At 70.3% G+C, this 22745-nt stretch carries 19 protein-coding genes and 1 pseudogene; 14 read left to right on the forward strand and 6 right to left on the reverse strand.

What is annotated here, in order from left to right; genetic code table 11:
- Nucleotides 1-425 precede the first annotated feature (425 nt).
- Nucleotides 426-1642, forward strand: a pseudogene (locus ACTWOL_RS31030) (IS3 family transposase).
- Nucleotides 1643-1755: 113 nt separating this feature from the next.
- On the opposite strand, the gene ACTWOL_RS31035 reads toward ACTWOL_RS31030, so the two are convergent.
- The gene (locus ACTWOL_RS31035; protein ID WP_474300162.1) at nucleotides 1756-2484 is read right to left on the reverse strand and encodes a DUF3455 domain-containing protein; all 729 of its coding nucleotides are present in this window, start codon (nucleotides 2482-2484) and stop codon (nucleotides 1756-1758) included.
- A gap of 618 nt (nucleotides 2485-3102) precedes the next feature.
- Between ACTWOL_RS31035 and ACTWOL_RS31040 the strand changes: the two genes are divergently transcribed.
- From ACTWOL_RS31040 to ACTWOL_RS31050, 3 genes are all read left to right on the forward strand, one after another.
- The gene (locus ACTWOL_RS31040; RefSeq protein WP_474294504.1) at nucleotides 3103-4539 is read left to right on the forward strand and encodes an IS1380 family transposase; all 1437 of its coding nucleotides are present in this window, start codon (nucleotides 3103-3105) and stop codon (nucleotides 4537-4539) included.
- A 375-nt stretch (nucleotides 4540-4914) separates the two neighbouring features.
- Nucleotides 4915-5385 (forward strand): SRPBCC family protein, encoded by a 471-nt coding sequence (locus tag ACTWOL_RS31045; RefSeq protein WP_474300163.1) that lies wholly within the window; start codon nucleotides 4915-4917, stop codon nucleotides 5383-5385.
- Nucleotides 5386-5635: 250 nt separating this feature from the next.
- Nucleotides 5636-8128 (forward strand): MFS transporter, encoded by a 2493-nt coding sequence (locus ACTWOL_RS31050; protein WP_474300164.1) that lies wholly within the window; start codon nucleotides 5636-5638, stop codon nucleotides 8126-8128.
- A 236-nt stretch (nucleotides 8129-8364) separates the two neighbouring features.
- Here ACTWOL_RS31050 and ACTWOL_RS31055 read toward each other — a convergent pair whose 3' ends face one another.
- The gene (locus tag ACTWOL_RS31055) at nucleotides 8365-8805 is read right to left on the reverse strand and encodes a contact-dependent growth inhibition system immunity protein (protein WP_474300165.1); all 441 of its coding nucleotides are present in this window, start codon (nucleotides 8803-8805) and stop codon (nucleotides 8365-8367) included.
- Between the two features lie 124 nt (nucleotides 8806-8929).
- Nucleotides 8930-9097 carry a hypothetical protein gene (locus tag ACTWOL_RS31060; RefSeq protein WP_474300166.1) on the reverse strand — a complete coding sequence of 56 codons (168 nt, stop codon included), beginning with the start codon at nucleotides 9095-9097 and terminating at the stop codon, nucleotides 8930-8932.
- Nucleotides 9098-9102: 5 nt separating this feature from the next.
- Between ACTWOL_RS31060 and ACTWOL_RS31065 the strand changes: the two genes are divergently transcribed.
- Both ACTWOL_RS31065 and ACTWOL_RS31070 read left to right on the forward strand, forming a co-directional pair.
- A complete protein-coding gene (locus ACTWOL_RS31065; protein ID WP_468131870.1) occupies nucleotides 9103-9687 on the forward strand; it encodes a DinB family protein in 585 nt (194 codons plus the stop codon).
- 104 nt (nucleotides 9688-9791) lie between these two features.
- Nucleotides 9792-9980 carry a hypothetical protein gene (locus tag ACTWOL_RS31070; protein WP_474300167.1) on the forward strand — a complete coding sequence of 63 codons (189 nt, stop codon included), beginning with the start codon at nucleotides 9792-9794 and terminating at the stop codon, nucleotides 9978-9980.
- Between the two features lie 85 nt (nucleotides 9981-10065).
- On the opposite strand, the gene ACTWOL_RS31075 is transcribed toward ACTWOL_RS31070, so the two are convergent.
- The gene (locus ACTWOL_RS31075) at nucleotides 10066-12432 is read right to left on the reverse strand and encodes a LuxR C-terminal-related transcriptional regulator (RefSeq protein WP_474300168.1); all 2367 of its coding nucleotides are present in this window, start codon (nucleotides 12430-12432) and stop codon (nucleotides 10066-10068) included.
- A 276-nt stretch (nucleotides 12433-12708) separates the two neighbouring features.
- Between ACTWOL_RS31075 and ACTWOL_RS31080 the strand changes: the two genes are divergently transcribed.
- From ACTWOL_RS31080 to ACTWOL_RS31105, 6 genes are all read left to right on the forward strand, one after another.
- Complete coding sequence (locus ACTWOL_RS31080) at nucleotides 12709-13542, forward strand: M55 family metallopeptidase (protein ID WP_474300169.1); 834 nt, start codon at nucleotides 12709-12711, stop codon at nucleotides 13540-13542.
- Between the two features lie 31 nt (nucleotides 13543-13573).
- Nucleotides 13574-14893: a M20/M25/M40 family metallo-hydrolase gene (locus ACTWOL_RS31085; protein WP_474301296.1), complete on the forward strand. Its 1320-nt coding sequence runs from the start codon at nucleotides 13574-13576 to the stop codon at nucleotides 14891-14893.
- A gap of 11 nt (nucleotides 14894-14904) precedes the next feature.
- Nucleotides 14905-16905, forward strand: coding sequence for an LpqB family beta-propeller domain-containing protein (locus tag ACTWOL_RS31090; protein ID WP_474300170.1), 2001 nt, complete (start codon nucleotides 14905-14907; stop codon nucleotides 16903-16905).
- A gap of 20 nt (nucleotides 16906-16925) precedes the next feature.
- Nucleotides 16926-17855: a S66 peptidase family protein gene (locus ACTWOL_RS31095; protein WP_474300171.1), complete on the forward strand. Its 930-nt coding sequence runs from the start codon at nucleotides 16926-16928 to the stop codon at nucleotides 17853-17855.
- 142 nt (nucleotides 17856-17997) lie between these two features.
- Entirely contained in the window at nucleotides 17998-18261 is a 264-nt protein-coding gene (locus tag ACTWOL_RS31100) for a lipopolysaccharide assembly protein LapA domain-containing protein (protein WP_474300172.1), read from the forward strand.
- Between the two features lie 115 nt (nucleotides 18262-18376).
- A complete protein-coding gene (locus ACTWOL_RS31105; RefSeq protein WP_474300173.1) occupies nucleotides 18377-18985 on the forward strand; it encodes a GNAT family N-acetyltransferase in 609 nt (202 codons plus the stop codon).
- Between the two features lie 33 nt (nucleotides 18986-19018).
- Here the strand turns inward: ACTWOL_RS31105 and ACTWOL_RS31110 are convergent, their stop codons facing one another.
- Both ACTWOL_RS31110 and ACTWOL_RS31115 read right to left on the reverse strand, forming a co-directional pair.
- Nucleotides 19019-19372, reverse strand: a complete 354-nt coding sequence (locus ACTWOL_RS31110; RefSeq protein ID WP_474300174.1) for a VOC family protein — start codon at nucleotides 19370-19372, stop codon at nucleotides 19019-19021.
- Nucleotides 19373-19707: 335 nt separating this feature from the next.
- Complete coding sequence (locus tag ACTWOL_RS31115) at nucleotides 19708-20517, reverse strand: methyltransferase domain-containing protein (protein WP_474300175.1); 810 nt, start codon at nucleotides 20515-20517, stop codon at nucleotides 19708-19710.
- Nucleotides 20518-20746: 229 nt separating this feature from the next.
- Between ACTWOL_RS31115 and ACTWOL_RS31120 the strand changes: the two genes are divergently transcribed.
- Together ACTWOL_RS31120 and ACTWOL_RS31125 are read left to right on the forward strand one after the other, a co-directional pair.
- Nucleotides 20747-21319 (forward strand): TIGR03086 family metal-binding protein, encoded by a 573-nt coding sequence (locus tag ACTWOL_RS31120; protein WP_474300176.1) that lies wholly within the window; start codon nucleotides 20747-20749, stop codon nucleotides 21317-21319.
- Nucleotides 21320-21512: 193 nt separating this feature from the next.
- Nucleotides 21513-22733 (forward strand): aminotransferase class I/II-fold pyridoxal phosphate-dependent enzyme, encoded by a 1221-nt coding sequence (locus tag ACTWOL_RS31125; RefSeq protein ID WP_474300177.1) that lies wholly within the window; start codon nucleotides 21513-21515, stop codon nucleotides 22731-22733.
- The last annotated feature ends 12 nt before the right edge of the window (nucleotides 22734-22745 follow it).

Here is a 22745-nt window from a genome sequence, read left to right on the forward strand (position 1 = left end):
AGATCAGGACTGTTAACGAGTACCGGTTGCATGGCGAGGACTAACAAATCGACTGGGATTCGGCCTGGCGGGCGTGTTGCCGCGGCCCGGTGCCCTGGCGTGGGACCGAGCAAGAGGGCCATCCCGGCCCGAGCTCGGCGACATACTGCGGTCATGAGTGGAGAGGATTCGACACGGCTGGCGAGAGCCCTCATCGAGTTCCGTGAGGCCGAAGGCATCTCGGAGCGTGAACTCGCGCGCCGCACCTGGCTGAGTGAGGCGACCATCAGGACCTTCGAGCGCGGCCGTGGGGACACAGTCCTGGCTCGGTTTCGGCCAGGATTCCGCGGCCGGCCAGCCGCTTGAGCTTGAGGCGGGGCCTTTCCCTCTGAGCGTGGACACCTTGGACACTGGACCTTGGGGGTCCAGAGGAAGAGATGTCACGCATGGTGATGAAGGTGTATTCGGCGGAGTTCAAGGCGGACGCTGTCGCGCTGTACCTGTCGGACCCGAAGAACACGTTCGAGGGCGTCGGCAAGGGCCTGGGGATCAGCCGGGAGACGCTGCGGAACTGGGTGCGGGCCGAGCGGGCCCGTAAGGGCCACGCTGCGGGCACCAGCGGCCCGCCACGGGCGGCACAGACTGCCGAGGTAACCTCCGACGATGTGCTGAAAGAAGAGAACAAGCAGCTCAGGGCCCGGATCAGGGGGCTGGAGACGGAACAGGAGATCCTGCGGAGGGCCGCGAAGTATTTCGCCGGCAAGACCAACTGGTGACCCGTTTCCAGTTTGTTGATGATCATCGAGGCGCCTTCGGCGTCAAGCGGCTGTGCCGGGTCCTGGAGGTCTCCAGGTCCGGGTTCTACCGGTGGCTGAAGGCCGCCCCGGCCCGCATGGCGCGAGCCCGGGAGGACGCCCGCCTCGCGCGGCGGATCCGGGAGATCCACAAGGAGTCCGATGGCACCTACGGCATCCCGCGCATCACCGCCGAGCTGAAGGCCGCCGGGATCGACGTCAACCACAAGCGCGTCGAGCGGGTGATGCGCCGCATCGGCCTCCAGGGCGTGCACCTGCGCAAGTAGGTCCGCACCACGATCCCCGAGCCGGAAGCGGCTCCGGTGCCGGACCTGCTGCGGCGCGACTTCACCGCGAGTGAGCCGAACACCAAGTACGTCGGCGACATCACTTATCTGCCCGTCGGAGATGGCCAATTCCTCTATCTGGCAACGGTGTTGGACCTGCATTCCAGGCGGCTCGCGGGCTGGTCGATCGCCGACCACATGCGCACCGAGCTGGTCACCGACGCGCTCGAAGCCGCCGCCCGCACCCGGGGCGGCAGCCTCGACGGGGCGATCTTCCACAGTGACAACGGGGCGCAATACGCGTCGAAGGAGTTCGCGAAGGTGTGCAGCCGGCTCGGCGTGATCCGCTCGCGCGGAGCGGTCGGCACCAGCGCGGACAACGCCGCCGCGGAGAGTTTCAACGCAACCCTGAAAAGAGAGACCCTCCAAGGAAGGAAACTCTGGTCAGGGGCGCGTGAGGCCCGCCTCGCAGTGTTCCGGTGGGTCACCCGCTACAACACGCGACGCAGGCACTCGGGGCTTGGCTACATCAGTCCGATCGCCTTCGAACAGCGATCGGTTACGCTGGCCTCTGCCGCATAGCAAATGGTGTCCACGCTTCGGGGGAAGCCCCCGTTCCTCAACTTCCCCCAAGTCCACCGCACCACCATGCCCGAACCAACACCACACCACCAAATCGACCTAACGAAGTACTACTAGCTGCCGGAGATGCTTCCCGGTTCCTGGGCAATCGAGCTGCCGGAGATGCTTCCCGGCTCTTGGGCAATCGAGCTGCCGGAGATGCTTCCCGGCTCTTGGGGAACCGAACCGCCGCTGCCTCCGGACGTACCGCCGCCCGGGGGCGTGGGTGCGGGCGCGTCGCGGCGCTGGCTGATGAACTCGTAGACGGCGCCGTACTTGACCTCCTTGGTAGGGGTCCTTCTGGGGTTGCAGGCTCCGGCCGGGGCGACACCGCCCTTGGTGTTCACGCGGAGGATCTTCACCACCTTGGACAGCTTGCCGGTCGCCCGGCCGCTCTGGGTGGCCTTCAGTTCCAGCTCCGGGATGTTGCCCGGGGCGCGCGGCGTCTTGGTGACCACGCTGCCCGTCACGGCGCTTCCGTCGCGGGCGATCCACTGCGGCGGTCCGGAGTTCGGGTTGACGAAGGAATGCTTGATGCCACCCTGGAGCGTGGCACGGACCCCGCGCTGGGTGAAGGCGAAGGTGCCGTCGGCCTGCTTGGTGCAGGCATAGATCTGCACGCCGGAGACTACGGACGCCCGGAAGCTGCGCTCGCCGGTCTCCCGGGAGGCGCCCGCCGCCGCCCCCTCCTGGGCCGCGAAGCCTGCACTCGTCGCCGCCGCAAAGCCACCGGTGACCAGGCCGGCGCCGACAATGATCCAGACGAGCTTCTTCTTGGTTGTAGCGGTCTTCCTACGGGACATTCTGATCCTTATCTCGATCATCATGAATGAAGAGAGGCCGACCGTTTGCCTTCTCCACCGTTGACGTGGATCTCCGTGCCGAGCTTGCTGTGCGAACCGCGAGCACACCACCCGGTTCCAGAAGTGCTCGCCACCCCCCATGCCCGGCCCCGGAGATCCGCTGGTACCCCTCTGTACGTACCGCGCTTTCCAGCCACTCAGCCCCCGACAGGATTTTTGCGCCAAGATCCGGAAAAGTTGGGGGCGTTGGCGTCCGGCTTCGGTGTGCAATTAGGGGAAAATACAGGTCACTGCATGCATGTGATGGGTGGCGAAGCACTTCGCTCCCGCACTGAATTTGTCGACTTTGACGAGCGGTCAGCTTGGGGAGGCGGGACAGTGCGGTCAACGCACCTGCGGGATCACGACATTCAGCCACACCGCGCCGGCCTGCGAGACCACCCCACGACACACCGCACGTCCCGATGGATCTCGGTGTGGACCGTGCCCGCGAGGGGGTTCCGGGGTGTGCTGGTCATGCCCCGTTAGCCTCGCCGTTTCGGTTGGGATGAGTCCGGGCGTGGGGCGGAAGTACGAAAGTGCCTTCTGAGCTGGAACGATGAACCTTGTCGAGGGGTTATGTCGGTCCAAGCGGAAGGCACTTTCTGCGTGAAGGGTATCGGTTCTCGTCCCAAGCTCCATGTCTCCGCTGACGGTTCGGGTGTGGTCGGGCATGCCGGGGCACGGATGCTGGCTGATCTTGCCGATGCCACCGGGCTGACCAGTGCGTACTCCACCGCGCTCAGGCCGCTTCGGCCGCGCGGGACCGGGCATGATCCGGGCCGGATCGCCACCGATCTCGCGGTGATGCTCGCCGATGGCGGCGAGGCCATCACGGATCTGGCCGTGCTGCGGGACCAGGCCGAGATGTTCGGCCCGGTGGCCTCCACGCCCACGGCCTGGCGGCTGCTCGCCGACATGGACGAGGCCGTACTCGCTTCGATGCGAGCGGCCCGCACTTCGGCTCGGGAGGTCGCCTGGCTGCAAGCCGCCGAGACCCGTGAGGGCATACCCGCAGTGACCGCCGCAGCGCGCGAACTGCCCGGCCTGGTCCTGGACCTCGACGCCACACTGGTCGCCTGCCACTCCGAGAAAGAAGCGGCCGCACCCACCTACAAAGGCGGCTTCGGGTTCCACCCGCTGGTGTGCTTCCTGGCCAACACCGGCGAGGCCATGTCGGCGCGACTGCGGCCTGGCAACGCCGGAGCCAACACCGCCGCCGATCACATCGCGGTCCTCGACCAGGCCCTCGCGCAGATCCCCGACGCTCACCGGCACGGAACCCAGATCCTGGTCCGCGCCGACAGCGCAGGATCCGCGAAAGCCTTCCTCGCCCACATCCGTCACCTGCGCGAGCACGGGCTGGACCTGCGGTTCTCCGCCGGATACGCGGTCACTGAGCCGGTCCGCCGCGCGATCCGCTCGGTGCCCGACCGCCTCTGGCATCCCGCCCTGGACCAGAACGGAACACTGCGAGAGGGAGCCGAGGTCGCCGAGCTGACCGGCATGGTCGACCTGGCTGGCTTTCCGCCCGGCACCCGCATCATCGTGCGCCGTGAACGACCGCACCCCGGAGCCCAGCTGTCCCTGTTCGACCAGGACGAGGGCCTGCGCCATCAGGTGTTCCTCACCGACACCCCCTACTGCGGCGGTGGCTCCGCCCAGTTCCTGGAGGTCCGCCACCGCGGGCATGCCACCGTCGAAGACCACATCCGGTGCGGCAAGACCACCGGCTTCGGCCGCTTCCCCTCCCGCCACTTCGCCATCAATGCCGTCTGGCTCGAACTCAGCCTCGCCGCGATCGACCTACTGGCCTGGACCCGCATCCTGCTCCTGGACGGGGAGCTGGCCACCGCCGAGCCGAAGAAGCTCCGCTACCGGCTGCTGCACGTCGCCGCCCGCCTCACCCGCGGCGGCCGACGCCTGCGCTTGCGGATATCGGCGACCTGGCCCTGGAGACACGAACTGGCCACGGCCTTCCACCGCCTCGCCGCACTGCCCCGTCCCGCCAGCTGATCAACAACCACCCAGACCGCCCACGACCCGAAAGACCCCGGAGAACCCGACCACCGCGCCGGGACTCAGCCATCCCCAAAAGGCGGAATCGCCCTCCCCGCCCGACAGCTGACGATCAGCAACGTCTCATCACCCCAACCGAAACGGCGAGGTTAGGGACCGAGGGGTTCCCGCTGTGCTCCCTGGCCAGGGTCGACGCCACCAGGCCCGCACTCCCGAACCGCCAGAACCGCCAGAACCGCCAGAACGGAGTGTCGGAAGATCCGAGGGGAACGAGTTCTGCGTCCTCGCGGAACGCCGCCCCTGATTTTGGAGGGCCGCACGGGAGGTGGTTGGCTGGTGCCCCCGGAAAAACCGAGTGCTGGAGGAAAAGGCATGGCGCAGGTCGAGGCCACGACGGAGCGGATCATCGCGGCGGACGCGGAGACCGTGTTCGATGCGCTGGCCGACTACAAGGACACCCGCGCGAAGCTCCTGCCCGGGCAGTTCAGCGAGTACCAGGTCCGTGAGGGCGGCGACGGCGAGGGCACCCTGGTCCACTGGAAGCTCCAGGCCACCAGCAAGCGCGTCCGCGACTGCCTGCTCGAGGTCACCGAGCCCGGGGGTACCTCCCAGGCCGGAGGTCATGGGGGAGGGCAGCTCGTCGAGAAGGACCGCAACTCCTCCATGGTGACCACCTGGACGGTCACCCCGGCCGGCGAGGGGCGCTCGAAGGCCGTGGTCACCACTGTCTGGAACGGCGCAGGCGGCATCGGCGGCTTCTTCGAGCGGACCTTCGCCCCGAAGGGTCTCGCACGGATCTACGACGAGGTGCTCGCCAAGCTGGCCGCCGAGGTCGAGAAGTAGACACGCCCGGCAGGCCCTGGGCGGAGCCGGCCGGAATCCCCGCACCACCGGCCGGTGCACCGCACGGCAAAGGTCACCGTTTCGAGTGGTTTCCACCGCCGGTTTCCCTGACATCCGGCGCTCCGGATGTCAGGGAAAAGCTCCTGATGAGCGCCCGAAGTGCGCCCGCGTGCGCCCGGTTTGACCACCCATCGGACCGCATCACCCCGCTCCATTCCCGCTTGCCCCGCCTTGGCGCGCAATGTGAAGAATGACGCCGCGCAGCGCGACGAGGGGAGCAGTAGTGGGCGGGATCACGCTGGTGAAGGACGGTCAGGCCGACGGGGCCGCGGACGGAACCCCGGGCCACCGGTTCCCCGGCGTGGAGCACCCGCACGGCGAGGCGACTCCCGCTTCCCCGGACGGCGGCGACGCTGCGGACGCCGCGCCGGTTCTGAGCCCCCGCCGTGTCCGGCTCGTCTTCTGCGGTCTCATGCTCGCGCTGCTTCTCGCCGCGCTCGAGCAGATGATCGTCGCCACCGCCCTCCCGAAGATCGTCGGTGAACTCCAGGGCCTGGACCGTATGCCCTGGGCGATCACCGCGTACCTCCTCACCGCCACCGTCGGACTTCCCGTCTACGGCAAGTTCGGCGACCTCTACGGACGCAAGGGCGTCTTCCAGTTCGCCATCGTCGTCTTCGTCATCGGCTCCGCGCTCGCCGGCTGGTCGCGCACCATGGACCAGCTCATCGCCTTCCGCGCGGTCCAGGGCGTCGGGGCCGGAGGACTGATGATCGGTGTGCAGGCGATCATGGCGGACATCGTCCCGGCCAGGGAACGCGGACGCTTCATGGGGCTGATCGGCGCCGCCTTCGGGCTCGCGTCCGTCGCGGGCCCGCTGCTCGGTGGTTTCTTCACCGACCATGTCTCCTGGCGCTGGTGCTTCTACATCAACGTCCCCTTCGGCATCGTCACGCTCGCCGTGGTCACCGTGGTGCTGAAGCTGCCGAAGCCGGCGGCCCGGGCCCGCTTCGACGTCCTCGGCGCCCTGCTGCTCGCCGCCGCTTCCACCTGCCTGGTCCTGCTGACCAGTTGGGGTGGTACGGGGTACGCCTGGGACTCACGCGTCATCGCCGCACTCGCAGCCGGTGCCGCCGGGGCCACCCTGCTCTTCCTCGTCGTCGAGCACTTCGCACCCGAACCCGTCATCCCGCTACGGCTGTTCCGTGACCCCGTCTTCGTCGTCACCAGCCTGGTCGGCGCCGTCATCGGCGTGGCGCTCTTCGGCGCGGCCAGCTATCTGCCCACGTTCCTGCAGATGGTCGACGGCGCGAGCGCCACCGAGTCAGGACTGCTGATGCTCCCGATGATGGGCGGCGTCGTCGGGGCGTCCGTGCTGTCCGGCCAGCTCATCAGCAGGACCGGCCGCTACAAGATCTATCCGGTGCTCGGCAGCGCCGTTTCGGCCGCGGGCATGTGGCTGCTGTCGCGGCTGGACACGGACACGCCCCGGCTCGAGTACTCCGTGTGGCAGGCCGTCCTGGGCATCGGCATCGGACTGGTGCTGCCCGTCCTGGTCCTCGCCGTGCAGAACGTCGTACCGCCGGCGGACCTCGGCACCGCGACCAGCGCCCACAACTACTTCCGGCAGATCGGCGGAAGCGTCGGCGCCGCGGTGTTCGGCACGCTGTTCGCCGACCGGCTCTCCGACGCACTGGCAGTGCGGCTCCCCTCCGGAGCCGGACTGCCGGATCCCGAATCGATCACGCCGCAGCTCGTCCACGCCATGCCTCCCGCCGTGCGCGACGGCTATGTCCAGGCATACGCGGACGCGATGCCGCGGATCTTCCTCTATCTCGTGCCGGTGCTCGTCCTCGGCCTCGTCCTCGCCTTCTTCCTCAAGGAGAAACCGCTGGTGTCCCACAACGCCCCCACCGTCGAGCCGACGTCCGTCCCCCACGCCCGCACCGCTCCCCGCCCCCCGGCACCCGCGCCGTACTGCCCCGCCGGAGTGCCGGTGTGCGGCACCGTCCAGCACCACGACGGCACCACCGTCCCGCGCGCCGCCCTCACCCTCATCGATGTGCAGGGGCGGCAGATCGGGCGCGGGGCCAGCGGTGAGGACGGGCGGTACGCCCTCAGTGTCCCCGGCTCCGGCGCGTATGTGCTGATCGCGGCCGCCGGGGGGCATCAGCCGCAGGCCGTCTCGGTCACCGTCGGCGAACGGCCCGTGGAACTCGATGTCGTCCTCGGCGGCGCGGGACGGCTCGCGGGCTCGGTCGTCACGGCCGACGGCAGCCCCGTGCGCGACGCCGCCGTGACCCTCACCGACGTACGCGGCGAGGTCGTCGCGAGCACCCGCTCCGGACGCGAAGGCGGCTATGTGATCGGTGACTTGGTCGCGGGGGAGTACACCCTGGCCGCCAGCGCCCCCGCCTTCCGTCCCGCGGCGCTCCCCGTCAGCGTCCCGGCTTCCCGGGAGACCCGGCAGGACATCGAACTGGCCGGTGGCGCGGTGCTGCGCGGGACGGTGCGGGCAGGTGGCGGCCGGTCCGTCGAGGACGCGCGGGTGACACTGCTGGACGCCGCGGGCAATGTCGTCGACACCCTCACCACGGGCCCCGACGGCACCTTCCGCTTCGTCGACCTGTCATCGGGCGAGTACACCGTGATCGCCGCGGGCTATCCGCCCGTCGCGACGGTGCTGCAGGTCGCGGGCGGCGGGCGCACCGAGCGGGACTTGCAGCTGGGGCACGAGGACTGAAGCCGCCCGGAGTCCGAGCGGCGCCGGCCCGGGTGCCGGCGCCGAGCGAGATCACGCGGCACGGGCCGTTGCGGTCCGGTTCGCCGGCCGGGGCAGCCCGTGGTGATCGCGCAGCGATGGACGGAAACCGAGGCGAACATCGTTTGCATACGAGCCACCCCGGCCTTCTGCCAGTGGCCGCCACGCCGTCGCCCCTTGGCATCCAGGCCCGGCGACGGTGCTCGTTCAGCGGTCGGCTACCCAGCCGGTTCCGGGGCGGGTGACCCGGGCGGCAGGACGAAGCGGGCGAGTGCATCGGCGGCGCCACGGGGCATACCGGCGACCGCGGTCGCCGGCAGATCCATGATCACCGTGCACAGCTGCGCGCCGAGGTCCGGGAATACGGACCAGGCCTCGGTCGGGGCCTCGACGGCCGCGAGCAGTAGGTCCCCGTCGTGGAAGTACGCGTCCAGCAGCGGATCTTCGAGTAGTAGGCGCACCGCGGGGGGAAGGACGTACGGGAGGGCCACCCGCTGCGAGATGAGCGCGCGCAGATCCGCCGGCCGCAGTTCGCTCAGCGGCACGCGCCGCAACTCGTGCACCTTGTGGACCAAGCGGGTCGCGTCGGCAGGCGAGGCCCCCCAACTGGGCGGGTCCAGCTCGTCGAGCGTGCGGTCGAGGTGGAGCAGTTGGTTCATGGGCCCGCGCCTGCCACCAGTAGGAATTCCACCATGGCTGCACGGTAGTAGAGCGTCCTGACAACCGCGCCGGAATAACGTTGCGGCCGGCGGGCCAGGGAGGGCCGTGGCGTCCCGTCCCGGTTCAGCCCCGCGTCATCGGGTCCTTGACCGGTTCCGGCGCGACCCCGTCCTGCCGCGGCAGTTCGCGCCGCCGGCGGACCGGGGAGAGGACGACGGGCAGGAAGGACAGCACGGCACAGCAGCCACCGGCCCACAACGCGGTGTGCGCTCCGGCGTATGGCAGGCTCATGCCGCATGATCGATGAATTCGCGAAAGACAACCTGCACGGGAGACTGCGGCGGGACCGCAAGGCGCTGCTCTGGAAACTCGACGGCTTGTCCGAATACGACGCCCGCCGACCTTTGACAGCGACCGGGACCAACCTCCTCGGCCTGGTCAAACACGTGGCCACCGTCGAGGCCAGGTACTTCGGCGAGGTCTTCGACCGCCCTTCCCCGGAACCGCTGCCCCGGTGGCAGGACTACAACGGCAGCGATCTGTGGGCGACCGAGGACGAGACCCGCGATCAGATCATCGGGTTCTACCGGCGCACGTGGGAACACTCGGACGCGACGATCAACGAGCTTCCCCTCGACGCCCCCGGCCACGTGCCGTGGTGGCCGGAGCCTTATCCCAACACGAACCTGTTCGCCATCATGGTCCATGTCCTCGGCGAGTCCATCCGGCATGCCGGGCACGCCGACATCCTGCGCGAGGGCCTCGACGGCCGGACCGGGTTGCGCGCCGAACACGAGAAGCAGATCGACGAGGAAGCCCGTGCAGCCTACTGCGCGAAGATCGAGCAGGCCGCCAGGTCGGCCGCACCAATCAAGGCTTAGAGGTCGTCTCACGTGACCTGATCTTCGTGCGGGATGATGCCGGTCGTGGTGCTGATCCATCGAAGCGTCTGATTCCTGGTGAACTCTGAGAGCCGGCCGCCCCGTTGCTGCCGTCGTTCGCTGCTCGTCCGCAAGGTTTTGGGACCGCTCCGTGTGACGGGCGGGCCGCGTTCACGGCAGTGGTGTACGCGCTGACCAGGGGCTGTGCCTGGCGGCATCTGCCGCCGACGTTCGGCACGTCATCCCACCAGCCGTTCGCACTCGCGAAACTTGCCATGTGGGACACCCTCTAAGTTCTGGATTCTGCAGTCGTGCCGGCTCCGCCTCGGGGTGCGGACGGTTCAGGCGCCGGTGGGCGGAGCGGGGCGCGCGTTGATGTCAGCTATCAGCTGCGGTTTGCCGGGTCGCCCAGGAGGCTATCTGGGTGCGGGAGGTGAAGCCGAGTTTGGTGAGGACGTGTTCGGTGTGGCCTTCGGCCGTGCGTACGGAGATGACGAGTTTGGCGGCGATCTCCTTGTTGCTCAGACCTTGGGCGACCAGGGCCGCCACCTCGCGCTCGCGCGGGGTCAGTATCTCTCCGAAGTCTTCGCATGCAACTCCGGTCTTGGACGAGGCCGGGAAGAGTGGCTCCGTTTCCAGGGCGAGGGCGCAGGCGTCATGGAACGAGAGCTCTTCCTCGTGCGACTCGATGGCCTTCTCGAACGCTTCCTCGCCGAGGGACTCGCGGGCCCGCGCCTCACACTCCTCGTGTGCGGTGAAGCTGGGCGATGAGAGAAGGTGCGGGGATATCCCGTCAATGTGCCGGAGGAGTCGGGCGGCACCGAGTAGTCGGGCCGCACGTTCCTGGTCGCCTGCCTGGCTCGCGGTCCATGCCAGTGCTTCGATACAGAAAGCGCAGATGAGCCGGTCCCCGAACACGCGGCCCAATCGCAAGCTCTCCTTCAGGAGGGCGGTTGCGCGGGTGGTGCTGCGCTGACGGACCATTTCGCGGCCGAGGACGAACAGGGCGAAGTACTTTTCCCTGCCGTTGCCATCTTCCTCGGACATGGCGAGGGCCTCCTCACCGGCCTCGACCGCGCGAGCGTCCCCGGCAAGCGACAAGGCCGCGGAGAGCAGGATAAGGGAGATGATGGTGCCGAGGCGGTCAATGAGTGCGCGTTGCCGCTGGACTGCATCGCTGGCCATGGCGATGCTGGCGGACAGGTCGCCCTGGCTCATGAGAGGGGCCGCTGTCCATTGGATCGCCCACGCCAGGGCGGACCGGTCGCCCAGGCGTTCAGCCACCTGACGAGCCTCTGCCAATCGCGCCAACGACTCGTCCTGGTTGCCTTGATGGTTGTGGAAGAGGCCCTTCACCCACAGCGCCTTTGCCCGGGCCGCGCTGTCCTCCGTGTCCAGCGCCAGCGCCCGGTCCAGCCAGTCATGGGCCTCGGGATACGCTCCCTCAGCCACCCAGAACGGCCACATCGCAGCCGTCATCACCATCGCGCTCCGGGCTCGGTCTTCTGCGGTCAGGCAGTACTCCAGAGCTACACGCAGATTGGCCTGCTCCACCCTCAGTCGTGACAGCCAGCGCAGTTGACGCGGCTGATACCAGTCGTTCTCGCCTTGCTCCACCAGGTGCTGGTACCAATCGCGGTGCCGACGCCGTACGGCCTGTTCACTGCCGTCGGCTGCCAGCTTCTCCAGCCCGTACTGCCGCACTGTCTCCAGCAGCCAGAACCGCATCCGCTCCTGGTGTTCCTCACTTTCCATCACTGACTTGTCCACGAGTCCCGCGACCAGATCCATCACCTGCCCCCGCTCGATCCCCTCACCCGAACACACCGCTTCCGCCGCCTCCAGGTCCAGACCTCCTGCGAATACCGACAACCGTGCCCAGAGCAGGCGCTCGCCCAGTGAGCACATGCCGTAGCTCCAGTCGAGCGTCGCTCGCAGAGCGCGCTGGTGAGGCATCGCCGTGCATGGCCCGCCCGTCAGCAGACCGAGCTGGTCATTCAAACGGTTCAAGATCTCCTCGATCGACAGCGTCCGCGTCCGCGCCGCCGCCAGCTCGATCGCCAGGGGTATCCCCTCCAGTCGCCGGCAGATCGCACCGATCACCCGCACCGCGTTCCCACTCGGGCTGAACCCCGGCCGCGCAAGCGCTGCCCGCTCACAAAACAGGCGCACCGCTTCACTTTGCGCAAGCGCCCGCGGTCCAACCCGCTCGCCAGGCAGAGCCAACCCCGGCACCGGCAAAACACTCTCACCCATGACCCTCAGCGTCTGCCGGCTCGTCGCCACCACCGTCAGACCCGGAGCCGCCTCCAGCAGCACCGACACCAGCAACGCGCACGGCTCGACCAGATGCTCGCAGTTGTCCAGAACAATCAGGGCCTGCCGCTTTGCCAGGAAGTCCCGCAGAACGTCCGATGGCGGCCGCGATGATCGCTCACGCAGCCCCAGGACGTCCACCACTGTCTGCTCCAGCAGCCCACCGTCAGCCAGGGGGGCCAGTTCCACCAGCCACATCCCGCCGGGAAACGCTCGCCTGACCTGCGCGGCTATGCGCAACGCCAGACGCGTCTTACCGATCCCACCCGGCCCTGTCAATGTCACCAGGCGGCTTCTGGCCAGTAGCTCTCTCGCTCGCGCCACCTCACGCTGCCGGCCCACAAAGGTCGTCAGCTCAACCGGCAGCAACCCCGCGCCATGCGGTCCACCACCTGACATACGCAAAGCGTATTCCTGCCGGGTGCGCATCGCATGGGGCGGACGGTGCTGTACGCGCGCACCCGTGTGGGGGAGGCACTGGTCAGGGCCGTGATCTGTGAGGCTCACCAGAGGGCCTGGTCCGTGCGGCGAACGGCTTCGTGCCTCCGCCCCGGCACTGCGCCCTGTGTGCGAACCGTGGCCGAGAGGGGGCTGGTGCGCCCCCGCACCGGGTAGGGAGTTGCCGGTACCGGTGGACGCGCCCCGTCGGGCCCGGCGGCACCGGAGCGTCGGCGCCGGGCCTCGAAGGGAAGGACGGAGACGGCTGTGAAGATCCTGATCAGCGCCGACATGGAGGGCGCCACGGGGGTCACCTGGCCGGGCGACGTACTGCCCGGCACCCCCCAGTGGGAGCGCTGCCGCCCCCTGTTCACCTCGGACGTGAACGCGGCGGTCCTCGGCTTCCTCGACGGCGGCGCCGATCGCGTGCTCATCAACGAGGCACACTGGAGCATGCGCAACCTGCTGCTGGAACAACTGGACGACCGGGCCGAGATGCTGACGGGGCGCCACAAGGCCCTGTCCATGGTGGAAGGCGTACAGCACGGCGATGTGGACGGCGTCGCCTTCGTCGGATACCACACGGGTGCCGGCGCCGAAGGCGTGCTGGCCCACACCTACCTCGCCAATTCCATCACCGGCGTCTGGCTGAACGGGCGGCGGGCAAGCGAGGGCCTGCTCAACGCGCAGGTGGTCGCCGAGTACGGAGTGCCGGTCATCCTGGTCACCGGCGACGATCTGACCTGCGAGGACGCCCTCGGTTACGCGCCCCGGGCACATAGGGTCGCCGTCAAGGACCATGTCTCGCGGTACGCGGCAGTGTGCCGCACCCCGGCCCGTACGGCAGAGGAGATCCGTGCCGCCGCCAAGGAGGCGACGGCGCTCGCGGTCCGCGGCGAGCCGGTGCGGGGCGGGCCGTTCACCGTGGAGGTCGAGTTCGACGCCGAGCACCTCGCCGCGGCCGCGACGGTGGTGCCGGGGGCGGCAGGGAGCGGGGAGCGGCGTATCGCGTACACCAGCGAGACGATGTATGAGGCCATTCGTACCTTCAAAGCCGTCACGACGATCGTCTCCGCGGCGGTGGAGGAGCAGTATGGCTGATGTGATTCTCCCCGACCCTGGAACCGCGCCCATGGACATCGACGACATCGCGCTCGACGAGGTGGTCACCTTCACCTCCGAGCTGATCCGTATCGACACCACCAACCGCGGAGGTGGGGACTGCCGTGAGCGGCCCGCCGCCGAGTACGTCGCCGAAAGGCTCGCCGCGGCGGGCGTGGACCCGGTGCTCCTGGAGCGGACCGAGGGCCGTACCAATGTGGTGGCGCGGATCGAGGGCACCGATCCGTCGGCGGACGCCCTCCTGGTGCACGGCCATCTCGACGTCGTCCCCGCCGAGCCCGCCGACTGGACCGTCCACCCCTTCTCCGGCGAAGTGCGGGACGGTGTCGTCTGGGGCCGCGGCGCCGTCGACATGAAGAACATGGACGCGATGGTGCTCGCGGTCGTACGCGCCTGGCAGCGCACCGGTGTCCGGCCGCGCCGCGACATCGTCCTCGCGTACACGGCGGACGAGGAGGCCAGTGCCGAGGACGGCTCGGGCTTCCTCGCCGACCGTCACCCCGAGCTCTTCGAGGGCTGCACCGAAGGAATCAGCGAGTCCGGGGCCTTCACCTTCCACGCCGGGCCCGGCATGGCGCTCTACCCCGTCGGAGCCGGGGAGCGCGGGACCGCCTGGCTGAAGCTCACCGCCCACGGCACCGCGGGCCACGGCTCCAAGGTCAACCGGTCCAACGCGGTGACACGGCTCGCCGGGGCCATCGCCAGGATCGGCGCCCACGAGTGGCCGGTGCGGCTCACGCCCACCGTGCGGGCCGCCCTGGCCGAGCTCGCCGCGCTGCACGGAGTCGCCGTCGACCTCGACGCACCCGGCCTGGATGTGGACGCCCTGATGGCCAAGCTCGGCCGGGCAGCCCTGCTGGTCGAGCCGGTCGTGCGCAACAGCACCAACCCGACCATGCTGGACGCCGGTTACAAGATCAATGTGATTCCGGGCCATGCCACCGCCCATGTCGACGGGCGCCTGCTGCCCGGCACCGAGGACGAGTTCCGCGACACGCTGGACCTGCTCACCGGCCCCGGCGTCGACTGGGAGTTCGAACACCGTGAGGTGCCCCTCGAGGCTCCCGTCGACTCCCCGACCTTCGCCCGGCTCCGCGCCGCCATCGAGGCCTTCGACCCCGGCGCCCACGTCGTGCCGTTCTGCATGTCGGGCGGCACCGACGCCAAGCAGTTCTCACAGCTGGGCATCACCGGATACGGCTTCTCCCCGCTGAAGCTGCCCGAGGGCTTCGACTACGGTGCGATGTTCCACGGTGTCGACGAGCGTGTCCCCGTCGAGGCACTGCACTTCGGCGTCCGTGTCCTCGACCACTATCTGAAGTCCGCTTAGGGGGATGGGGAATGGTACCCACGGGGTCCTACGGGACCTGGGCGTCGCCGATCGACGCCTCGCTCGCCGCCTCGCACGACGGGCGGCCCGAGTACGTCGGCATGGTCGGCGACGAGGTGTGGTGGTCGGAGCCCCGCCCCACCGAGGACGGCCGCCGCACCCTGATGAGACGGCTGCCCGACGGCACCGAGGAAACGGTCCTTCCGGTTCCGTGGAACGTCCGCAGCCGGGTCATCGAGTACGGCGGACTGCCCTGGGCCGGGGTGCCGCGCGACGACGGCGGCCCGCTCGTGGTGTTCGTCCACCACGACGACCAGCGGATGTACGCCTGTGAACCGGATGACGACGACCCACCCAGACCGCTCACGCCGGTGTCCCCGACCGGCGGCGGTCTGCGGTGGGCCGACCCCGTCGTCCACCCGGACCGGGGCGAAGTCTGGTGCGTCCTCGAGGAGTTCACCGGCCCCGCGCCCACCGACGTACGCCGGGTGATCGCCGCCGTGCCGCTGGACGGTTCGGCGGCCGACGACCGCGCCGCCGTACGCGAACTGACCGACGACCGGCACCGCTTCGTCACCGGCCCGCGGTTGTCGCCCGACGGGCGGCGCGCCGCCTGGATCGCCTGGGACCATCCACGGATGCCCTGGGACGGCACGCTGGTGATGCTCGGTGACGTCGTCGACGGCGGCCCCTTCGGCGCGGTGCGCCGGATCGCCGGCGGCACCGGCGAATCGGTCGCCCAGGTCGACTGGGCGCGGGACGGCTCGCTGCTGTACGTGTCGGACATGGGCGGCTGGTGGGAACCGTACGCCCTCCGGCCGGGGGATCTCGACGGTGGTGAGGTGACCGCGACGGCGCTGTGCCCGGGCCGGGGCGAGGAGTTCGGCGGGCCGCTGTGGAAGATCGGCCTCACTTGGTTCCAGCCCCTGGACAACGGCCTGGTCGCCGTCATCCACGGCAGGGGCGCGACCGCGCTCGGGATACTCGACCCGGAGACCGGGGAACTCGTGGACACCGCCGGCCCCTGGACCGAGTGGGCCCCGACGCTCGGCGCGCACGGCACCCGGGTCGTCGGCGTCGCCGCGAGTCCGCGCAGCGGTTACGAGGTCGTGGAGCTCGACATCGGTACCGGCAGGGCCCGGGTCATCGGCTCCGCCCACGACGACCCGGTGGATCCCGCGTACTACCCCGAGCCACAGATCCGCACCTTCGCCGGGCCGGACAGCCGCGAGATCCACGCCCACGTCTATCCGCCGCACAACCCCGACCGCGCGGCCCCCGACGACGAACTGCCCCCCTATGTGGTGTGGGCGCACGGCGGGCCCACCGGCCGCGCCCCCCTCGTCCTCGATCTGGAGATCGCCTACTTCACGTCACGGGGCATCGGGGTCGCCGAGGTCAACTACGGCGGTTCCACCGGCTACGGCCGCGAGTACCGCGAGCGGCTGCGGGAGCAGTGGGGCGTGGTCGACGTGGAGGACTGCGCCGCGGTCGCCGAGGCGCTGGCCGCCGAGGGCACGGCCGACCCGGACCGGCTCGCCATCCGGGGCGGCAGCGCGGGCGGCTGGACCGCGGCGGTGTCCCTCACCACGACCGGTGTGTACGCGTGCGGAGCGATCCGCTACCCCGTGCTCGATCTGCTCGGCTGGGCCGCCGACGGCACCCATGACTTCGAGTCCCGCTACCTCGACTCGCTGATCGGTCCGCTCGACGAGGTGCCGGGCCGCTACCGCGAACGGTCCCCGATCGAGCATGTGGACCGGATCACCGCTCCGCTGCTGCTGCTGCAGGGACTGGACGACCCGATCTGCCTGCCGGCGCAGAGCCGGCGGTTCCTCGCACAGCTCGCCGCACACGGCACACCCCACGCCTACCTGGCATTCGAGGGCGAGAGCCACGGCTTCCGCCGGGCCGGGACCCTGATCCGCGCTCTGGAGGCCGAACTCTCCCTGTACGTACAGGCCTTCGGCACCGCACGCACCGACGTGCCGGTCCTCGGCCTGGTGAAGTGACCGGCCGGGAAGGGAGCGTGGTGGCCGGGCCCCTGACCCGGCCCGCTCGGCTGCGGCCGGGCGACCGCATCGCCGTCGTGGCACCCAGCGGCCCCGTCCCGGCCGACCGGCTGGAGCAGGGCCTGGACTTCCTGCGCGGCTGGGAGCTCGAACCGGTCGTCATGCCGCATGTCCAGGGCGGCCATCCGCGGCTTGGCCATCTCGCGGGCGAGGACGTGGCACGGGCACGGGATCTCCAGGACGCGTGGTGCGATCCTTCGGTCTCCGCCGTGATCTGTGCCCGGGGCGGTTACGGCGCCCAGCGCATGGCCGATCTCGTCGACTGGGCCGCACTGCGCGCGGCGGGGCCGAAGGTCTTCGTCGGCTACAGCGACGTCACCGCGCTCCACGAGGCGTTCGCCGTGCGCGCGGGGATGTCGACCCTGCACGGACCGATGGTGGCCACGGCGGCCTTCCTCGGGGATCCGCTCACCCGGGAGTCACTGCGGGCCACCCTCTTCGAGCCCGAATCGGTGCGGGTGCTCGGCCTCGCCACGGCCGGGCCGCTGGTGCCGGGTCGTGCGAGCGGGATCACCCTGGGCGGGTGCGTGAGCCTGCTCGCCGCCGAGCTCGGCACCCCGTACGCCCGCCCGTCCGCCGCCGGTGGCCTCCTGCTGCTCGAGGACACCGACGAGGAGCCGTACCGGCTCGACAGGATCCTCACCCAGCTGCTGCGTTCCGGATGGCTGGACGTGGTGGCCGGGATCGCCCTCGGATCGTGGGTCGGTTGCGGGCCCTACGAGGAGGTGCGGACGCTGTTCCTGGACCGGCTGGGCGGTCTCGGGGTCCCTGTCGTCGAGGAGCTGGGCTTCGGGCACGGCGCCGCGGCACCCACGGTGCCGCTCGGGGTGCGGGCGGTGCTGGACGCGGACGCCGGCTCACTGACGCTGGAGCGGACCGCGCTGCTGTGACACCGGTCCGGGGGACGGGGCGCCGGTCCGGGTGGCGTGGCGCCTTCCGCCGGGCCGCACTCTGCGGGGGTGTCAAGGGCGCCTCACCCGTTCGGCCCGGTCCACCAGCCTCATGGGGCCGGGATCCGTCCATCCTGGTCCCATGAGTCCCAAAGGCGGAACGAGGAGCGGCAGCGGAACGGATCATGCGGGAGGTACGGCCGCACGCGGCCGGTTCACAGCTCGCAGGATCGTGTTCCTGGTGCTCGCGGTCCTCACGCTGATCTTCATCTTCGAGAACACCCAGCAGGTCAGGGTCAGGCTGCTGATCCCCGAAGTGTTCATGCCGCTGTATCTGGCCCTGCTGGCCGCCGCGATCCTGGGAGCCCTCTGCGCTGCGCTCTTCCTCGGCCGCCGCGCCAAGTGACGGCGGTCCAGCGGCAGTTGACGGCGGCCGGGGGCAGGGTGGCAGCGCCGGAACGGCAGATGACGGGAACCGTTGCGCCCGGCGGGTGCCGCGCGGCAGCCCGTAGCCTGGCCGCATGGCCGCCGATCCAGCACACAGCGCCGATCCAGCCCCCACCACCGACCTGCTCGGCCAGGGCTTCCTGAGCCGGGGAAAGCGTGTCGCCATCCGGCACGCCCGACTCGACGATGCCGAGGAGTTCTCCTCGCTCGCGCGGGAGAGCCGGCCGCTGCACCGGCCCTGGCTGTTCCCGCCCCAGACCCCACAGGCGTGCGCCGCCTATGCCCGGGGGCTCATGGACGACCCCACGAAGGCGGGTTTCCTGGTCTGTGAGCGGACCACGGGCGGGATCGCGGGATTCATCAACATCAGCAACATCGTCGAGGGCGCCTTCCTCAGTGGATCCGTGGGCTACGGCGCCTTCCTGCACGCCTCCGGCCGCGGGCTGATGAGCGAAGGGCTGCGTCTGGTCGTCCGCCATGCCTTCGGTCCGCTCGGTCTGCACCGGCTCGAAGCCAACATCCAGCCCCACAACGCCGCGTCGCTCGCCCTGGTGCGGGCGCTGGGCTTCCGGCTGGAGGGGTTCTCACCGGACTTCCTGTACATCGACGGGGCATGGCGCGACCACGAACGCTGGGCGATCACCTCCGGGATGACACTCCGTGAGCCGGGCACGGGACGTTGAGAACACAATCCGGAGGTCCACACGACCGGTGGCCTACACGATCGCCTTGCGGTCGACGTACTCGAAGACGGACCCGTCGGGATGTACGGCGATGAGATTGCGGCCCACCGGGGTCGGCACCGGCCCCGCGATAATCCTGGCGCCGACCGCGGTGAGAGCCGTATGGGCCTCGTCGACGTCGTCGACGGCGATCGTCGCCCCGACCTTGCGGAGCACATCGAGCTCCTCTTCGGGCCCGCTCATGAGCAGGAAGCAGCTCACCGCCGCGACGGAGACGCCACCGCGTTCGAACCGCAGCGCGGTGGCGCCGGTGAGACGCTCGTAGAAGTCGGAGGCGGCCTCCAGGTCGTCGACGCAGATGCGCAGCGTGGTTCCGAGGATCTCCATGTGCGCAAGGGTAGTTGGCGGCGTGCCGCGGTGTGATCGGTTCGGGCCCCACCGCCCCACCGCCCCACCGCCCCACCGCCGCACCATCGCACTGCCTGTGCCCCGTAACGCCTGCGCCCCCGTACGGCCGCGCCGTCGCACCGTTAGTGCTGTGACCGGATAGGTTCACCGGCTCGCGGCGCCCTGCACGGCGTCTCGCTGCGTTGTCGAATCACCCGAGTACATCCAGTACAAGGCCGACCTCCCCCAGCCTCCGGCCGGGGGTACCCCCACCGCCTTGCGATACACCGCACCGGACGCCGCGAGCTTCCCGGCAAACCTATCCGGCCACAGCACTAGACGCGGCAGAGCAGTTCGCCGTGCGGCACCGTGAACCACGCGTCGTCCTGACCGCCCCACTCGTGCCAGGCCCGGGCGATGTCCGCCAGATCGCCGGGGCGTGCATGACCGCCGTCGACGGCCAGTCGGGCGTAGTCCGACTGCGTCGTACGGTCGGCCCAGAGCCCGCTCCACCACTCGCGTTCGCCGGGTGTGCCGAAGCACCAGGCCGACGCCGTGGCGGTGATGTCGGTGAAGCCCGCGGTGCGCGCCCACGAGTACAGCCATCGGCCCGCGTCGGGCTCACCTCCGGACGCCCGGGCCACCCGCTGGTACAGCCCCAGCCAGTCGTCCAGCCCCGGCACCTGCGGATACCAGCTGAACGCGCCGTAGTCGCTTTCCCTGACGGCGACGAGCCCTCCGGGACGGCAGACCCGCCGCATCTCGGCGAGGGCCGCCGCCGGGTCGCCGACGTGCTGCAGCACCTGGTGGGCGTGCACGACGTCGAAGGAGTCGTCCGGGAAGTCCAGAGCGTGGACATCGGCGCCCGCGAAGCGGACGTTGTCCCGTCCGTGCTCCGCGGCCACCTCACGGGCCGATTCCAGGATTCCCGCGTCGGCGTCGACAGCCGTGACCGTACCGGGCGCCACCAGTGCGGCCAGATCGGCGGTGATCGTGCCCGGCCCGCAGCCCACGTCCAGGACGTCCAGACCGGGCCGGAGTTCGGGCACCAGGTACGCGGCGGAGTTCGCGGCCGTGCGACTGCGGTGCGAGCGCAGCACCGACTCGTGATGTCCGTGGGTGTAGACAGCGGTGTTCGTGGCCATGAGCGCCCTCCCTGATCGTCAAGTCCCTTGGGTGCGGGCCGTGTTGGTGTGGCCGTCATGGTGTGCGGCCGTCACACCACGGTACGCCGGAACCTCGAATAATGAGATCTGTGTCTTGCCATGCGGACTCACCGAAAGGGTCGCCGCGCCCGCTGCGTCGCGATCGTCGAACGCCCGCTCCGTCGCCCAAGGCTCGCGCGGGCTGCCACGCCGGAGCAGAGTGGACCGCATGGACAACCCACTCCTGGACCGGCACGCCGAATCGCTCGCGCTGTTCACCGACCGGGTGCACGCCGTGCGGCCCGACCAGTGGGGCGCTGCGACGCCCTGCACCGAGTGGACCGTCCGTGACCTGGTGAACCATCTGACCGTCGAGCAGCTGTGGGTGCCGCCGATGGTCGTCGAGGGCCGCACCATCGCAGAGATCGGCGACGCCTTCGACGCCGACATGCTCGGCGCGCACCCGGCCGTCGCCTGGGACCGGGCCGCGTCCGCGGCGAAGGCCGCGTTCAACTCGTCCGGCGTACTGGACCGCACGGTGGTGCTCTCGTACGGCGAGAGCACCGTCGCCACCTACTGCGCACAGATGGTGGCCGACGCGACCGTGCACGCCTGGGACCTGTCCCGGGCGATCGGCGCGGACGAGACCCTTCCGGACGCGCTCGTCGACTTCACCGTGTGCGAGGTCGCCCCCTATGCGGCCGAGCTGGTGCAGAGCGGGCTCTTCGCCCCGGCCGTTCGGCCCCCGTCCGGAGCAGACGCCAGGACGAAACTCCTGTGCCTCCTGGGCCGCGAGCCGTGACGGTGGCCGCCCCGCCCCGCCGGACCGTACGACCGCGCCGCACACCCCCGGGTCACGGGAATGGGCCGACCGGAGCGGCGGCCCGGGCGGAACCTCCGTATAAAGGGCACATGACCTTCGTTCACACGTGACCCGCGTATCCGGGCACGTGAACCGGGCGGCGTTCCCGGGCGCGAGCACGGGAGGTGGGCCCATGCCCCGGACGGTTCCGGAAGACCACGGCCCGGTTCGTTACGGCCCGCCCGCACCGGAACCGGGCCTGCCCGTGCTGCCCGAGCTGGCCGATGTGCTCGCGGAGGCGGCCGATCGCACGTCGACCCTCGAGCCACCGGGCGGGGGAGCGGTCCTGCGGGAGGCGGCGGTGGGCTACTGGTGGCGGCGCGGGCTGCGCAGCCACCCGGAGGACGTCGCGGCCGCGCCCGGGGCACAGCCCCTGCTGCTCGCCCTGCTGGCCGCTCACGGCGGCGATGTGCTGATGCCCAGGCCGTGCCCGGCCTGGTGGACACCGCAGGCCCGGTTGCTCGGCCGTCCGGCCTACCATGTGCCCACTCCGGCGGAATGCGGAGGCGTACCCGACCCGTACGCCCTGCTCGAGACGGTGCGCAGAGTACGGGCCGAGGGCGGCAGACCGCATCTGCTGCTGCTGTCCGTCGCCGACGATCCGACCGCCACCGTCGCCCCGCCGGAGCTGGTGCGCGAGGCGTGCGAGGCCGCGGTCGACCAGGGGCTGCACATCATCAGCGACGAGACCTGGCGGGACACACTGCACCGGCCCCACGAGCGCGTACTGCTCAGCCCCGCCGAGATGTGCCCCGACGATGTGACCGTGGTCAGCGATCTGGCGGGTGCGCTCGCCCCCGCGGCCTGGCCCGTTGCGGTGGCCCGCTTCCCCTCCACGGAGCCTGCCGCGGGCCACCGGGCCAGGGTCCTGGACATCCTCACCGCGCTCGGCGCGTTCGTCGCGGGTCCCGTCGCGGCCGCCGCCGCACACGCCCTCGACGAACCCGGGCCCGTCGCCACCAGAGCCGGACTCGCGGCCGCCCTGCACGCCCAGGTGGCTGCGGCCGCCCACCATGCCGTGCTCGCCGCCGGAGCACTGGCCCGCCCCCCGCAGGCGGGCCGCCATCTGTACGCCGACCTCGGCCCCCTGCGCGCCCGGCTCGCGGCGCGCGGGGTCACCGACTCGATGGAGCTCGAGGACTACCTCAGCGCCCGGCTCGGCACCCTGTCACCCGGCGGCCACCGCTTCGGCGACGAGCTCGGTGCCCTGCGCGTCCGACTGGGTACGGGCGCGCTGCTCGGCACCACCCCCGCGGAACGCCTCGGCGCGCTGAGCGCCGAGCGACCACTCGAACTGCCCCATGTGGCGCATGCGCTGACCCAGTTCGGATCGGTCTTCGACGAACTGCGCTGACCCCCGCCGCGA

The sequence above is a fragment of the Micromonospora sp. IBHARD003 genome, assembly GCF_056106285.1.